16 protein-coding genes and 1 pseudogene are annotated in these 12,712 nt (G+C 64.2%); 4 read left to right on the plus strand and 13 right to left on the minus strand.

The window, feature by feature from the left end; translation table 11 throughout:
- Nucleotides 1-41 precede the first annotated feature (41 nt).
- Complete coding sequence (locus ACR9ZC_RS25135; RefSeq protein ID WP_331569314.1) at nucleotides 42-668, minus strand: SCO family protein; 627 nt, start codon at nucleotides 666-668, stop codon at nucleotides 42-44.
- Between the two features lie 20 nt (nucleotides 669-688).
- Nucleotides 689-1,393, minus strand: coding sequence for an SURF1 family protein (locus ACR9ZC_RS25140; RefSeq protein WP_481582337.1), 705 nt, complete (start codon nucleotides 1,391-1,393; stop codon nucleotides 689-691).
- 96 nt (nucleotides 1,394-1,489) lie between these two features.
- Here ACR9ZC_RS25140 and ACR9ZC_RS25145 point away from each other — a divergent pair, with 96 nt between their 5' ends.
- Nucleotides 1,490-1,699 (plus strand): twin transmembrane helix small protein, encoded by a 210-nt coding sequence (locus ACR9ZC_RS25145; protein ID WP_173255048.1) that lies wholly within the window; start codon nucleotides 1,490-1,492, stop codon nucleotides 1,697-1,699.
- Between the two features lie 159 nt (nucleotides 1,700-1,858).
- Here the strand turns inward: ACR9ZC_RS25145 and ACR9ZC_RS25150 are convergent, their stop codons facing one another.
- From ACR9ZC_RS25150 to ACR9ZC_RS25180, 7 genes and pseudogenes are all read right to left on the minus strand, one after another.
- Nucleotides 1,859-2,716, minus strand: a complete 858-nt coding sequence (locus ACR9ZC_RS25150; protein WP_331569318.1) for a cytochrome c oxidase subunit 3 — start codon at nucleotides 2,714-2,716, stop codon at nucleotides 1,859-1,861.
- Nucleotides 2,717-2,770: 54 nt separating this feature from the next.
- Entirely contained in the window at nucleotides 2,771-2,974 is a 204-nt protein-coding gene (locus ACR9ZC_RS25155) for a DUF2970 domain-containing protein (protein WP_173255046.1), read from the minus strand.
- 11 nt (nucleotides 2,975-2,985) lie between these two features.
- Nucleotides 2,986-3,120 carry a cytochrome oxidase small assembly protein gene (locus ACR9ZC_RS25160; protein WP_173255045.1) on the minus strand — a complete coding sequence of 45 codons (135 nt, stop codon included), beginning with the start codon at nucleotides 3,118-3,120 and terminating at the stop codon, nucleotides 2,986-2,988.
- A 78-nt stretch (nucleotides 3,121-3,198) separates the two neighbouring features.
- Complete coding sequence (ctaD, locus tag ACR9ZC_RS25165; protein ID WP_481582338.1) at nucleotides 3,199-4,809, minus strand: cytochrome c oxidase subunit I; 1,611 nt, start codon at nucleotides 4,807-4,809, stop codon at nucleotides 3,199-3,201.
- A 55-nt stretch (nucleotides 4,810-4,864) separates the two neighbouring features.
- Nucleotides 4,865-6,205: pseudogene (coxB, locus tag ACR9ZC_RS25170) on the minus strand (cytochrome c oxidase subunit II); the annotation flags it as partial.
- A 28-nt stretch (nucleotides 6,206-6,233) separates the two neighbouring features.
- Nucleotides 6,234-6,710: a DUF2244 domain-containing protein gene (locus ACR9ZC_RS25175; protein ID WP_331569324.1), complete on the minus strand. Its 477-nt coding sequence runs from the start codon at nucleotides 6,708-6,710 to the stop codon at nucleotides 6,234-6,236.
- 197 nt (nucleotides 6,711-6,907) lie between these two features.
- Entirely contained in the window at nucleotides 6,908-7,885 is a 978-nt protein-coding gene (locus ACR9ZC_RS25180; protein ID WP_481582339.1) for a methyltransferase domain-containing protein, read from the minus strand.
- 90 nt (nucleotides 7,886-7,975) lie between these two features.
- Here ACR9ZC_RS25180 and ACR9ZC_RS25185 point away from each other — a divergent pair, with 90 nt between their 5' ends.
- Together ACR9ZC_RS25185 and trmL are read left to right on the plus strand one after the other, a co-directional pair.
- A complete protein-coding gene (locus tag ACR9ZC_RS25185; protein WP_481582771.1) occupies nucleotides 7,976-8,779 on the plus strand; it encodes a ComF family protein in 804 nt (267 codons plus the stop codon).
- Nucleotides 8,780-8,806: 27 nt separating this feature from the next.
- Entirely contained in the window at nucleotides 8,807-9,277 is a 471-nt protein-coding gene (gene trmL, locus ACR9ZC_RS25190; RefSeq protein WP_331569328.1) for a tRNA (uridine(34)/cytosine(34)/5-carboxymethylaminomethyluridine(34)-2'-O)-methyltransferase TrmL, read from the plus strand.
- Nucleotides 9,278-9,292: 15 nt separating this feature from the next.
- Here trmL and ACR9ZC_RS25195 read toward each other — a convergent pair whose 3' ends face one another.
- From ACR9ZC_RS25195 to ACR9ZC_RS25210, 4 genes are all read right to left on the minus strand, one after another.
- Nucleotides 9,293-10,312: an NAD(P)H-dependent glycerol-3-phosphate dehydrogenase gene (locus tag ACR9ZC_RS25195; protein WP_481582340.1), complete on the minus strand. Its 1,020-nt coding sequence runs from the start codon at nucleotides 10,310-10,312 to the stop codon at nucleotides 9,293-9,295.
- 21 nt (nucleotides 10,313-10,333) lie between these two features.
- Complete coding sequence (gene secB / locus ACR9ZC_RS25200; protein ID WP_331569332.1) at nucleotides 10,334-10,801, minus strand: protein-export chaperone SecB; 468 nt, start codon at nucleotides 10,799-10,801, stop codon at nucleotides 10,334-10,336.
- Nucleotides 10,802-10,978: 177 nt separating this feature from the next.
- The gene (gene grxC, locus ACR9ZC_RS25205) at nucleotides 10,979-11,239 is read right to left on the minus strand and encodes a glutaredoxin 3 (protein ID WP_481582341.1); all 261 of its coding nucleotides are present in this window, start codon (nucleotides 11,237-11,239) and stop codon (nucleotides 10,979-10,981) included.
- Nucleotides 11,240-11,252: 13 nt separating this feature from the next.
- Nucleotides 11,253-11,663, minus strand: a complete 411-nt coding sequence (locus ACR9ZC_RS25210) for a rhodanese-like domain-containing protein (protein WP_481582342.1) — start codon at nucleotides 11,661-11,663, stop codon at nucleotides 11,253-11,255.
- Between the two features lie 141 nt (nucleotides 11,664-11,804).
- Here ACR9ZC_RS25210 and gpmA point away from each other — a divergent pair, with 141 nt between their 5' ends.
- A complete protein-coding gene (gene gpmA, locus ACR9ZC_RS25215; protein WP_331569339.1) occupies nucleotides 11,805-12,551 on the plus strand; it encodes a 2,3-diphosphoglycerate-dependent phosphoglycerate mutase in 747 nt (248 codons plus the stop codon).
- Nucleotides 12,552-12,712: the final 161 nt, after the last annotated feature.

Below are 12,712 nucleotides of genomic sequence, written 5' to 3' on the forward strand. Positions count from 1 at the left end.
TCGGATCCCTAATCACTGCGCCCGCCAAGGCAGCCCCCGCATCATCCGATGCTCGACCATTTGAGCAGCTTCGTCACATCGCCCTTGATCTTGCTCGGGTTCGGGTTCTTCGGAAAACGCATCATCAGGTTCCCGTTCGGGTCCACGAGATAGATGTGGTCGGTATCGCGCGTGCCCGTTTCGGCAGGCAACCACGCGGCGACGGCAGCAGGATCGGCGACGAGCATGCGCGTGTCGGCATAAGCCGTCTTGATGGCATCGGGCACCGGCGACTGATCGGTACGCAGCCATATCGTGACGATGCGCACCCGTTCGCCGGCCTGCGTCGCGCGAATCTGGCGCATGAAATAGAGCTTCGTTGCACAAGCCTTGTCGCACGCACTCGTATCGGCGGCGATCATCAGCCAGACGCCGCGCAGCGAAGCAAGCTTCATCGGCTTGCCGGATTCATCGGTCACGACGAGCCCTTCGGGGATCGGACGTTGAGGCTCGACGAGCGTGCCGTAGTTGGTCGTGCCCAGGCTTGGCTTGAATACGTAATAAGCAAGATAGGACGCAATGACCGGCGCGGCACTCACGAGGGCGAGCAGCAGCAACACCCAGCGGCCGCGCCGCCAGGAGCCTCGTGTGGCGCGCTCAGGTGGATTCGGGGAACGAGTGGACGGCATAGACAAAACGGGAAACCTCTTCAAGTCGCTTTCTTCGCGGCACGTCGCGCCGCATACAGACCGAACGCCAATGCCGCCGCGGCCATACCCCACCACTGCAGCATATAACCGTAGTTGCGCTCGACGCCGGTGGTCGGGGCCGGCCAATCGCGCACGAGCCGGTCGCCGGTATCGTTCGTCTGCTGAATCACGAACGGTTGGAGCGGCAATCCGGTTTCGGCCGCATAGGCGGCCGTGTCGAGATTTTGCCGGATCGGCTGATGTGCCGCCGAGCCGCCCTCGCCAAGCTCGAATGCACGAGAAGCGTTGCCGCGGGCGATGCCCTCGATCCAGAGGTCGCCGGCGGGCGTCGAGTACGGAGCGATCGCCGTGCGCACATCGGCGTTGCGCGGCAACCAGCCGCGGTTGACGAGAATATAGCCGCCGTCGGCCAGTTGAAGCGGCATCACCACATAAAAGCCCGGCTGATCGCGGTACGGCCGATTGTCGAGATAAACCACGCGCTGTGGCACAAAGTGTCCGTAAGCGCGCACGCGGTGATATTCCATCGCCTGCGCCGCGATCGGTGCCTTTGTCACGATCTGCGGCGGCGCGCTTTCATAACGCGAGATGCGGGCCTCGATCGCTTCCTTCTGATGGGCGCGGTCGAGCTGCCAAAAACCGAGCCGGATCGTCACCGCCATCACGAAGAGGATCAGCAGCGCGGGAACCAGGCGGAATTTCATGCGGCGTCAGCTATACGATCACCGGACGCCCATGCGCGGCGAACGGGTGAGATAATTGTGGCTACTGCTTCGCAATGCCGAATATTCGTTGATTCCATGCACATCATCATCGCTATCGCTTTCGTCCTCATCATCGCCAGCATGGCATCGGCGCTCTACTTCATGATGCATGACCGGGGCCGCACGAAGCGCATGGTCTGGTCGCTCGCCACGCGCGTGGGCCTGTCGATCTCGCTTTTCCTGTTCATCCTGATCGCGCACTGGCTCGGCTGGATTCAGTACAACCGAATTCCGCTCGGACATTGATCGCCGGCTCGTTGCACGCCGGCCCATCGAGGGCCGTAAAGACAAACGCCGCCCCGATCGTCTCGAAGGCGGCGTCAAAGCCTGGGCAGTCCGATATTCGAAGCGCGGGCACACGACGGGGCAGGCACCTCGCGCGAGGCACGTGCCCGCCAGCCAGGATCAAAGCCAGTAGACGACGACGTAAAGCCCCAGCCACACGACGTCGACGAAGTGCCAGTACCACGCGGCGCCTTCGAACGCGAAGTGGTGATCGGCCGTGAAGTGACCGCGGATCAGCCGCACCAGCACGACCGAGAGCATCGTTCCGCCGAGAAACACGTGGAAGCCGTGAAAGCCCGTGAGCAGGAAGAACGTCGAGCCGTACACGCCCGAGGCCAGCGTCAGGTTCAACTCGTTGTACGCATGGAAGTACTCGAAGCCCTGCATGAAGAGGAACGTGATGCCGAGCAAGACCGTCGCGGCGAGCCACGCGATCGCCTTCGTCCGATGGTTGTCGCGCAGCGCGTGGTGCGACACCGTCAGCGTCGCGCCCGAGCTCAGCAGCAAGGCCGTGTTGATCGTCGGCACCGGCCACGGCGTCATCGACTTGAAATGGCCGGCGAGCGCTGCCGGACCCTCGTTCGGCCACACGGCGCTGAAATCCGGCCAGATCAGCTTGTAGTCGAGGCTGCCGAGCTGATGCATCGCGATTTCGCGCGCGTAGAAGAGCGCACCGAAGAACGCGCCGAAGAACATGACTTCGGAGAAGATGAACCAGCTCATGCTCCAGCGGTACGAACTATCGACACGCTTGCCGTACATCCCGCCTTCCGATTCGGAAATGGCGTCGCCAAACCAGTGCCACAACACGAACAGCAACCAAAGCAGCCCGACGAACATCGTATAGGGCGCCCACGGGCTTTCGTTGAGCCAGAGCCCGAGCGATCCGAGCATGATCAAGACGCCGATGGACGCGGTGACCGGGTGCCGGGACGGATTCGGCACGAAGTAATACGGGCTATCGTTTTGACCGCTCATTGTTGATTCTCCACTTCAGTCCAGTCAGTCCAGTTTGTTGTGCCAGTGAGCGCTTCAGCCCTTACTGACCACCATATGCACGATTGCGATCAATACACCGATGAATACGGCCGCCGCGATCACCGCCGCCGCGATCACGTGCAGCGGGTTCAACTGCGTCGCATCCGCCGCGTGGTCGCGGCTCCTGCGCACGCCGAAAAACGACCACATCACCGCTTTCATCGTCCGAGCGAAACTGCTCTTGCCCTTCTGTTCCATGGCCGCCTCCATCAACGGACCAGCCACTGCTTGACGACGGCACCCAAAAAGAAGACGGCGACGACACCGATCAGGATCAAGGCCAGCCGCAGGTTGCCGGCGCGCATCTGCGCCGGCGATCGTCTTTTTTGTGGGTCCAGAGTCATCCTTCCTACTGCTCGTCCATGCCGGGCGGCACATACCGCCCGGCGCGCATGCTACCCGGCCCGCCGGGGGCCGGCCGTTCACTCTACCGTCGGGGGATTCTCGAAGGTATGGAACGGAGCCGGGCTCGGCACCGTCCACTCGAGGCCCATCGCGCCGTCCCACGGCTTGTCGGATGCTTTTTCGAGCTCGCCACCGCCGCGATAGGCCGGCAGTACGACAGCGAACAGGAAATAGACTTGCGCGAGACCGAAGCCGAATGCGCCGATCGACGCAACCTGGTTCCAATCCGTGAACTGCGCCGGGTAATCCGCATAGCGGCGCGGCATGCCCGCGAGGCCCACGAAGTGCATCGGGAAGAACGTCAGGTTGAAGAAGATCATCGACGCCCAGAAGTGGATCTTGCCGCGTGTCTCGTTGTACATCCAGCCTGTCCACTTCGGCGCCCAGTAGTACCACCCTGAGAACAGCGCGAACAGCGAGCCCGCAACGAGCACGTAGTGGAAGTGCGCGACGACGAAATAGGTACCGTGGTACTGGATGTCGAGCGGGGCCATCGCCAGCATGAGACCGGTGAAGCCGCCCATCGTGAACACGAAGAGAAAGCCGATCGCAAACAACATGGGCGTTTCGAACGTCAGCGAGCCACGCCACATGGTGGCCAGCCAGTTGAACACCTTTACGCCCGTCGGCACGGCGATCAGCATCGTCGCGTACATGAAGAACAGCTGGCCCGTGACCGGCATGCCCGTCACGAACATGTGGTGCGCCCAGACCATGAACGAGAGGATCGCGATCGAAGCCGTCGCATAGACCATCGAGCTATAGCCGAACAGCGGCTTGCGCGAGAACGCCGGGATCACCTGGGAGATGATACCGAACGCCGGCAGAATCATGATGTACACCTCGGGGTGGCCGAAGAACCAGAAGATGTGCTGATACATCACCGGGTCGCCGCCGCCGGCCGCGTTGAAGAACGAGGTGCCGAAATGACGATCGAACAGCAACATCGTGATCGCACCGGCCAGCACCGGCATGACAGCGATCAGCAGATAAGCCGTGATGAGCCACGTCCAGACGAACATCGGCATCTTCATCAGCGTCATGCCAGGTGCGCGCATGTTGAGGATCGTCACGATGATGTTGATGCTGCCCATGATCGACGACGCACCCATGATGTGGACCGCGAAAATCGCGAAATCCATACCGGGTCCCATCTGCGTCGAAAGCGGCGCATAGAGCGTCCAGCCGGCCGCCGTCGCGCCGCCAGGCGCGAAGAACGAGCCGACGAGCAACGCCGCCGCGGCGGGCAACAGCCAGAAGCTGAAGTTGTTCATCCGCGCGAACGCCATGTCGGCCGCGCCGATTTGCAGCGGGATCATCCAGTTCGCGAAACCCACGAACGCCGGCATGATCGCGCCGAACACCATGATGAGGCCGTGCATCGTGGTGAGCTGATTGAAGAACTCGGGACGCATGATCTGCAAGCCCGGCTCGAACAGCTCGGCGCGGATCATCAACGCCGCCACCCCACCCGACAGGAACATGGTGAACGAGAACACCAGGTACATCGTCCCGATGTCCTTGTGATTGGTGGCGAACAGCCACCGGCGCCAGCCATGCGGCGTCGCATGCGCATGGTCGTCATGCGCGTGGCCATGACCGGCTACATCGTGTCCGATGCTAGACATGTGAATCTCCTAGAGCAAATAGTGCACCGACTGTGACGAACACAGCGACACGTCAAGCCGCCGGTGCCGCAGCGGCACGCGCCGCGACGCGAGCGCGCGCATTGCCTGCCGCCGCTTCCGGCTTGTCCTGCGAAGGGGCGACGCTTGCCTGCGGCGCGCTTGCGGCCGGCGCGCCGCTTGCGGGCGCGGCCGTCTGGGCACCCCCGCCTTCGGGCAGCTTGCCGTTGCGCGCGTCGGCAACCTGGCGCGGCTGCAAAATGTCGCCCGTATGATTGCCCCAGGCGTTACGCTCGAACGTGATGACCGAAGCGATCTCCACGTCGTTGAGCGTCTTGCCCCAGTTCGGCATGGCGTTCTTGCCGTTCAGCACGATGCTCACATGCTGCGCGATCGGGCCGTTCACGATCTTGCTGCCGTCGAGCGCCGGAAACACACCGGCGCCCTTGCCGGTCGGCTGATGGCAGACCGCGCAGTTCGCCGTGTAGACTTTTTCGCCGCGAGCCTTGAGCTCGGCGAGCGTATAGGTCTTGTTCGGGTCGTCGTTGCTGGCGGCCATCTTCTTTTGCTGCTCGTCGACCCACTTCGCGTAATCGTCATCCGACTTCACGACGACGACGACGGGCATGTAGGCGTGTTCCTTGCCGCACAGCTCCGTACAGAAACCGCGGAAGGTTCCGGTCTTGTCGGCCTTGAACCAGGTGTCGCGCACGAAGCCGGGAATGGCATCCTGCTTGACGCCGAATGCCGGCACGTACCACGAGTGCACGACATCGGCGGCGGTCGTGATCACCCGGATCTTCTTGCCGACGGGCACGACGAGCGGATTGTCCACTTCCTGCAAATAGGTGTCGGTGATCGGCGCCTGGCCGTTGACCTCGCTGCGCGGCGTCGTGAGCGTCGAGAAGTAGCTGATGCCTTCGCCAGGACCCTTGACGTACTCGTAGCCCCACTTCCACTGGTAGCCGGTGACCTTGACGGTGACGTCGGCGTTGCTCGTGTCCTTCATCGCCACGACCGTGCGCGTGGCGGGCAGCGCCATCAGCACGACGATGATGAACGGCACGATCGTCCAGATGATTTCGACGGTGGTGCTTTCGTGGAAATTGGCAGCTTTGTGTCCTTTCGACTTGCGATGCATGAAGATCGAATAGAACATCACGCCGAATACGCCGAGAAAAATCACCGTGCAAAGCACCAACATCCACATGTGGAGGTGGTACAGCTCCTCGGCGAGTTTCGTGGCGGGCGGTTGAAAGTTGATCTCGCCGACGGCTGGACCGCCCGGGCTGTCGCCGACCGCCCATGCGGCCGAGGCGAAGAGGAGCCCGCTTGCGGCCAGCACGCCCCAGAGGGCTCGCTTGATTGTTTTCATAGCTTCCTTAGCCAAAATTTCCATTCAAATCCTCGCCCCTTCGCCACCTCTTTCAGCCGCACCGCCGAAGCGTCAGGCGCAACTCGTTCGCGAACTGCGCGCGCCGATGATGCGCGAGATGCAGCCCGATCACGACAGCTTGTCCGCGCGATACGAGCTTGATCGGATCGCGCGGCGACGCACCTTGCTCGACCCGCACCCAGCGCGGATTGAATTCGAACTGCGTCAACCGCTCGGCACTCACCTGCTCGATCACGAGCCGGTTCGGGAAAAGCCGGATGCGCTCGTAATCGACCGCATGACGCGCGTAAATCACGAACGCGATGCCCACCGCCAGCAACTCGATACCCGTGAACGGCAGGACCAGCCATGCACCGCACACGACCAGCAACAGCGCAATCGCCGACGAGCAGAATGTCAGCGACACATAGAACCACACGAACTGCTTCGGCGACACCGAACAGTTTCGCTTCATGAGCCAGTCTTCGATGACCGGCTCCGCATCCATCAGCAGGGCTTGCACCGCCATCGCCACCTCCCGCGCATGCCGCTCGCATACCGCGCGCCCCGGGGCTCGCCGCCTTGTATCGTGGGTCTTCGCGGCGACAAACTGACGCATTATAGGCGCGATCAATGGCATCCACAAGCAAACGCCTATCGCCCCGCAACCCAGTCCTGGCAAGCCTTTGCGAGCTTTTCGCATGCGCTCGGCGAGGGTGCCGCGACTCAGCCCGGACGCCTTCGACCGATGTCCTCTATCCGCACGATACCGTGCCCTTCGGCGGTCGTACGCGGCACCGCCTTCCAGGCGTGGCCGTATATCACTTCGAATGTCAGCGCGATCGTGCCGTCCTTGCCGCGGCGCGCGTCGAGCGCCGCGGCAAGCGCGCGATGAAGCCGTTTCGATGCCGGCGCGCCCAGCGCACTGCCCGCCTGGCCGCAATCGCGCGCAAACGGATAGGCGCCCCAACGGCGCACGTCGGCCAGCAGCGTTTCCGGCGATCGATAGGTAATGGTCAGCGTCTCCTGATCCATCACGGGAATTTCGAAGCCGCTCTCGACGAGCATGTCGCCGAGATCGTGCATGTCGACGAAATCGAGTACGTGAGCCCGGCTTCCCACGCCATGCGCGGCCTCCACTTCGACGAAGGCACTGCGCAACTCGCGCAGCGTGTCAGGCCCCAGCGTGCTGAACATCAGCAGGCCGCCGACTTTGAGCACGCGCTGCCATTCGGGAAGCACGAGATCGGGACGGGGATGCCAGTGCAGTGCGAGGTTCGACCACAGGACGTCGAAAGCGTCGCCCGCGAACGGCAACGCGGAGAAATCGGCCTGAGCGATGCGCGGCCCCGCGTTGCCGAGCGCACGCGCGAGGGGTGCGGGCAAGAGGCGGCGCCAGCTGGTATCGCCGAGAGCATGCGGTGCGGCACGCGAGAGCATCGCGTGGGACAGATCGACCCCGAACACCGGCGCATCGGGAAAGCGCTCGCGCAAGACCGGCAGATCGTCGCCCGTGCCGCAGCCGGCGTCGAGCACGCTCGCCGGCTTCGTTCGAATGTAGTCGAGCCGCTCGCGCATGCGCTGCGCGATCTCGCGCGGCAGGAATGCAACGTCCCCGAACGCCGCTGCGCGGCGATCGAATATTCGCCGTGCAAGCCTCGGATCATAGGCCGGACGGCCAGATTTAGCGGGAGTGGGGGACATGACGGTCGATCTGGCGAAGAGCCCGAAGTATACTCGCTCGCTCGGTCGAGTCCAGCGAGGGGAAAGCCCATGTGCAAGCCCGGCAGCGCGATGCCGAGTACCGGTTACGCGCTCGCGGCAGGCACGCGCCGCGAGCGCGCACCGCTTGCGTTCGCGGCGCGCGTTGCGCTGCGGGTGGCGCATTGCGCGCTTCCCCAATCGTGTGTGTTGTGCGGCGCGTTATGCGTCAATATGTCGCAACAGCCGATGTGTCGCGGATGCGACGCGCAATACTGGAACGAACCGCGCCTGCGGTGCCTGCGGTGCGCCATGCCGCTCACGCTCGGCGGCACACGCCCGCATGGCCCGGGCCGCTACGTCTGCAGTCCATGCGCGACGCGTCGGCCGCCCTTCGACAGAACGCTCGCGCTCGCGGATTACCGGCCGCCGCTGGACCGCCTTGCGCTCGGCCTCAAGTTTCGCGGACGGCTTCTCGTAGCGAAGGAATTTGCGCGGGGCCTCGCCGCACTGGCCATCGATCGCCTGGCGCCCGACGCGTGGCCGGACCTCGTCGCGCCGGTGCCGCTCGCGCACGAGCGGCTCGTCGAGCGCGGCTTCAATCAAGCGTGGGAGATCGCCAAGCCGCTCGCACGCGCGCTGAACGTGCCCGCCGATGCGGCGCTGCTGTGGCGCACGACCCATACGGTCGCGCAGTCCCGGCTCGATCTCGACGCGCGCAAACGCAATGTGGGCGCCGCCTTCCGCGCGATGCGCGAGGTACGCGGCATGCATGTCGCGCTCGTCGACGACGTGATGACATCGGGCGCGACGCTCGAAGCCGCGGCGCGCACACTGAAGACCGCGGGCGCGCGCGAGGTGACGAATTTCGTCGCCCTGCGCACTGCGAAAGACTGATTACGAGCCAACGCACCAACCGATACCATGTTCAACGTCGTTCTCGTCGAACCCGAAATTCCGCCGAACACCGGCAACATCATCCGCCTGTGCGCCAATACGGGCGCACAGCTGCATCTGATCGAACCGTTGGGTTTTCCGCTCGACGATGCGAAGCTGCGCCGCGCCGGCCTCGACTATCACGAATACGCACGGATGCAGGTCCACCGTGACTGGGAGAGCTTCATCGCCACCGCCTCGCCCGATCCCGAGCGAATGTTCGCATTTACGACGCGCGGCGCAAGTCCATTTCACGGGCACCGCTTTCATCCCGGCGACTGGTTCGTATTCGGTGCGGAAACGCGCGGCCTCGCGCCTGCCCTGCTCGATCGTTTCGGCGCCGAACAGCGGGTCCGGCTGCCGATGCGGCCGAACAACCGCAGCCTCAATCTTTCCAACACCGTTGCGGTGGTGGTATTCGAGGCCTGGCGCCAGGCCGGCTTCGAAGGCGGTCAGTGACGCGCGAGCGCCGCGCTACGCGCGATCGACCCGGTGCGATTCCGCACGGGCGTCGCGGCGCAACAGGGCGCTGACGGCTGCACGCGGCGCGACGCCATCGAACAGCACGCTGCAGACCGCTTCCGTGATCGGCATATCGATACCTTTTGCGCGCGCGATGCCCAGGACCGCCTGAGCGCAGCGTACGCCTTCGGCCACGTGGCCGAGTGCGCCGAGAATATCGTCGAGCGAGCGGCCGCCCGCCAGTTGCAACCCGACTGTGCGATTGCGTGAAAGATCGCCCGTGGCCGTGAGAATCAGATCGCCCAGCCCCGTGAGCCCCGTGAACGTATCCGGCCGGCCGCCCAGCGCGACGCCGAGGCGCGACATTTCCGCAAGCCCACGCGTGATCAGTGCGGCGCGCGCGTTCAAGCCGAGCGCGAGACCGTCCGAGATGCCGGTGGCGATCGCCAGCACGTTCTTGACCGCACCACCGACTTCGACACCGATCAAATCGTCGCCGGTATAGATGCGCATCGCGCCGTGATGGAATGCGGATACGGCGAGATCGCGGCAAGCCGCACTGGTGCTGGCGACCGTCAACGCGACAGGCAAGCCGAGCGCGACTTCGCGCGCGAAGCTCGGCCCCGAGAGCACGCCATGACTGGCATGACCGGCGAGCTCGGAGGCGACGACCTGATGCGGCAGCATCTGCGTATCGGCTTCGAACCCTTTGCAGACCCAGACGAAGTGCGCGGGAACGCGGCCAAGCTCGCGCAACGCACGACTAAGCGCGCGCAGCCCGGCCACCGGCGTGGCGATTACGCACAGCGCATCCTCGGCGCCGCAATGCTCGAGCGCCGTCGCGAGCCCGGCTTCGTAGCGCAACTGCGCCGGCAGGGCGACGCCTTGCAGATAGTGCTTATTTTCGCGGCGCGCGGCGAATTCGGCCGCGAGCGCGGGCTCGCGCGCCCACAAGAGCGTGTCGTGGCGCGCGGCCAGATGCGCAGCGAGCGCCGTACCCCATGCGCCCGCGCCGAGAACGGCGACTTTCATGGCGGGCACCGCCCTCGCCGCTCAGTGCGTGGCGCCGTTCGATGCTTCGTTTTGCGCACCCATCTGCGCAAGACGCTGCTCGTAGAGCGCCTGGAAGTTGATCTCGGCGAGGTGGATCGGGGGGAATCCCGCACGGGTGATCGCATCGGCGATATTGGAGCGCAGATACGGGAAGATGATCGTCGGGCACGCAATGCCGACGAGCGGATCGACCTGATCGGCCGGAATATTGCGGATCTCGAAGATGCCGGCCTGCTTGGCCTCGATGAGGAAAGCGACCTTCTCGGCCACCTTCGCGGTGACCGTGCCCGTCACCGCGACCTCGAAGATGCTCTCCGCAAGACGGTCGGCCTTCACGTCGACCTCGACCTCCACCGACGGCATGTCCTGCTCGAGGAAAATGGCCGGCGAATTAGGCTGTTCGAGCGACAGGTCCTTCAGGTAGACGCGCTGGATGTTGAAGAACGGCTGGTTGTTCTGGTCCGACATGGTGGCTCCGATGGATGAATTCATCTTGGCCGGCGGCGCGCCGGCCAAGCAGGGAATGTATGAGGCGCTGAGCGCGACATCGAGCCAAAGCCCGAGGCACGCCCGCGAGTATGCGCAGCGCGCTCAACGCGCCTATGGCGCGCCGAGCGGCTGGCGCCCGTCACGCGGAGGCGGCGTTCACGCGGGTTCGAGCAGCGGCACGAGGCCGCCCGCGCGATCGAGCGCGGAAAGATCGTCGTAACCGCCGATATGCTTATCGCCAATGAACACCTGCGGTACCGTGCGTCGTCCCGTGCGCTCCATCATCTCCTCACGGCGCGCGGGATCGCGGTCGATGAGGACTTTTTCGATGTGCTCGACGCCGCGCGATTTCAAGAGCCGCTCGGCCATCTGGCAATAGGGACAGACCTGGGTGCTGTACATCACGACCGAATTCACGCTTGCCACTCCTTTACTTGACGACCGGCATGCCGGCCTGCTGCCAGGCGTTCAAACCGCCTTGCAACACATGGACTTCGGCGTAGCCGGCCTCGCGCACGACGCGCGAGGCCTTGTTCGACTGCAAACCGTTCTGGCAGACGAGCAACACCGGATTCCCCTTATTCTTGGCGATCTGGCCAATTTTTGCTTGAAGCTCCGCGAACTCGAGGTGGCGGGCGGACGGCAGATGTCCGCCCGCGTACTCGGCGGCCGGCCGCAGATCGACGATCACGGCGTTGCGCCGGTTGATCAGCTGCGTCGCCTCGGCCGCGGACAGGCCGCCGCGGCCACGCCCCGAAAGCGTCGGCCAAAGCAGCAAGCCGCCCGAGACGACAAGGGCCGCGATGAGCACGAGGTTCGTGTAATCGGTTAGAAACGTCACGAAATATCCGCCAAAAAGGGAAGAAAAGGAAACAGGCAATCCGACCATTATAAAATATCCGCTTGACGCGATGGCGGGTGCTCCTCGGACGGTGCACCGGCCTCGCATCGGGCGCTTCCTCACTACCGACCTCTTACGCTCATGCACAAGCTCGTCCTCATCCGCCACGGCGAATCGACGTGGAACAAGGAAAACCGATTCACCGGCTGGGTCGACGTCGACCTGACCGAACAAGGCATTCGCGAAGCCAACGAGGCGGGCCGGCTGCTTCGGGAAGCCGGCTACCGCTTCGACATCGCCTACACCTCGGTGCTCAAGCGCGCGATCCGTACGCTCTGGCACGTGCAGGACCAGATGGATCTCATGTACCTGCCCGTTGTCCACTCGTGGCGCCTGAACGAGCGTCACTACGGCGCGCTGGCCGGCCTGAACAAGGCGGAAACGGCCGCTCAGTACGGAGACGATCAGGTGCTCGTCTGGCGTCGCAGCTACGACACGCCGCCGCCCGCGCTCGAGCCGACCGATCCGCGCGCCTCGTACGACGATCCGCGCTATGCCAAGGTGCCGCGCGAAGCGCTGCCGCTCACGGAGTGCCTGAAAGACACCGTCGCGCGCGTGCTGCCGGTCTGGAACGAATCGATCGCCCCGGCCATCAAGGCGGGCAAGAAGGTGCTGATCGCGGCGCACGGCAACTCGCTGCGCGCGCTCATCAAGTATCTCGACGGTATTTCCGACTCCGACATCGTCGGCCTGAACATCCCGAACGGGGTGCCGCTCGTGTACGAGCTCGACGATGACCTCAAGCCGATACGCCATTACTATCTCGGCGACGCCGAAGCCATCGCCAAGGCACAAGCCGCCGTTGCCAAGCAAGGCAAGGCAGGCTGAGCACCGTCGATACCCCGGGGGCGGCACGGCACAGGCAGGGCCGGGAGCGTTTCTTGCCCCCGGCTGTCGAACACCGACACATGAGTACCGCCGCAGCCGGCTGATCGAGCAGTTATACTTGACCGTCCTTCGCCACCGGCGCTCATACCCGTTTTCCGAAC

Source organism: Trinickia sp. HAY1-2D, from assembly GCF_056754935.1.

Coding starts and splice junctions, on each gene's coding strand:
- ACR9ZC_RS25195 (WP_481582340.1), bottom strand. CDS start 10,312: ATGAAAGTCGCCGTTCTCGGCGCGGGCGCATGGGGTACGGCGCTCGCT.
- ACR9ZC_RS25150 (WP_331569318.1), bottom strand. CDS start 2,716: ATGAGCGGTCAAAACGATAGCCCGTATTACTTCGTGCCGAATCCGTCC.
- ACR9ZC_RS25145 (WP_173255048.1), top strand. CDS start 1,490: ATGCACATCATCATCGCTATCGCTTTCGTCCTCATCATCGCCAGCATG.
- ACR9ZC_RS25135 (WP_331569314.1), bottom strand. CDS start 668: ATGCCGTCCACTCGTTCCCCGAATCCACCTGAGCGCGCCACACGAGGC.
- ACR9ZC_RS25185 (WP_481582771.1), top strand. CDS start 7,976: ATGCCGAGTACCGGTTACGCGCTCGCGGCAGGCACGCGCCGCGAGCGC.
- ACR9ZC_RS25175 (WP_331569324.1), bottom strand. CDS start 6,710: ATGGCGGTGCAAGCCCTGCTGATGGATGCGGAGCCGGTCATCGAAGAC.
- ACR9ZC_RS25140 (WP_481582337.1), bottom strand. CDS start 1,393: ATGAAATTCCGCCTGGTTCCCGCGCTGCTGATCCTCTTCGTGATGGCG.
- ACR9ZC_RS25160 (WP_173255045.1), bottom strand. CDS start 3,120: ATGACTCTGGACCCACAAAAAAGACGATCGCCGGCGCAGATGCGCGCC.
- ACR9ZC_RS25180 (WP_481582339.1), bottom strand. CDS start 7,885: ATGTCCCCCACTCCCGCTAAATCTGGCCGTCCGGCCTATGATCCGAGG.
- secB (WP_331569332.1), bottom strand. CDS start 10,801: ATGTCGGACCAGAACAACCAGCCGTTCTTCAACATCCAGCGCGTCTAC.
- trmL (WP_331569328.1), top strand. CDS start 8,807: ATGTTCAACGTCGTTCTCGTCGAACCCGAAATTCCGCCGAACACCGGC.
- gpmA (WP_331569339.1), top strand. CDS start 11,805: ATGCACAAGCTCGTCCTCATCCGCCACGGCGAATCGACGTGGAACAAG.
- ctaD (WP_481582338.1), bottom strand. CDS start 4,809: ATGTCTAGCATCGGACACGATGTAGCCGGTCATGGCCACGCGCATGAC.
- ACR9ZC_RS25155 (WP_173255046.1), bottom strand. CDS start 2,974: ATGGAACAGAAGGGCAAGAGCAGTTTCGCTCGGACGATGAAAGCGGTG.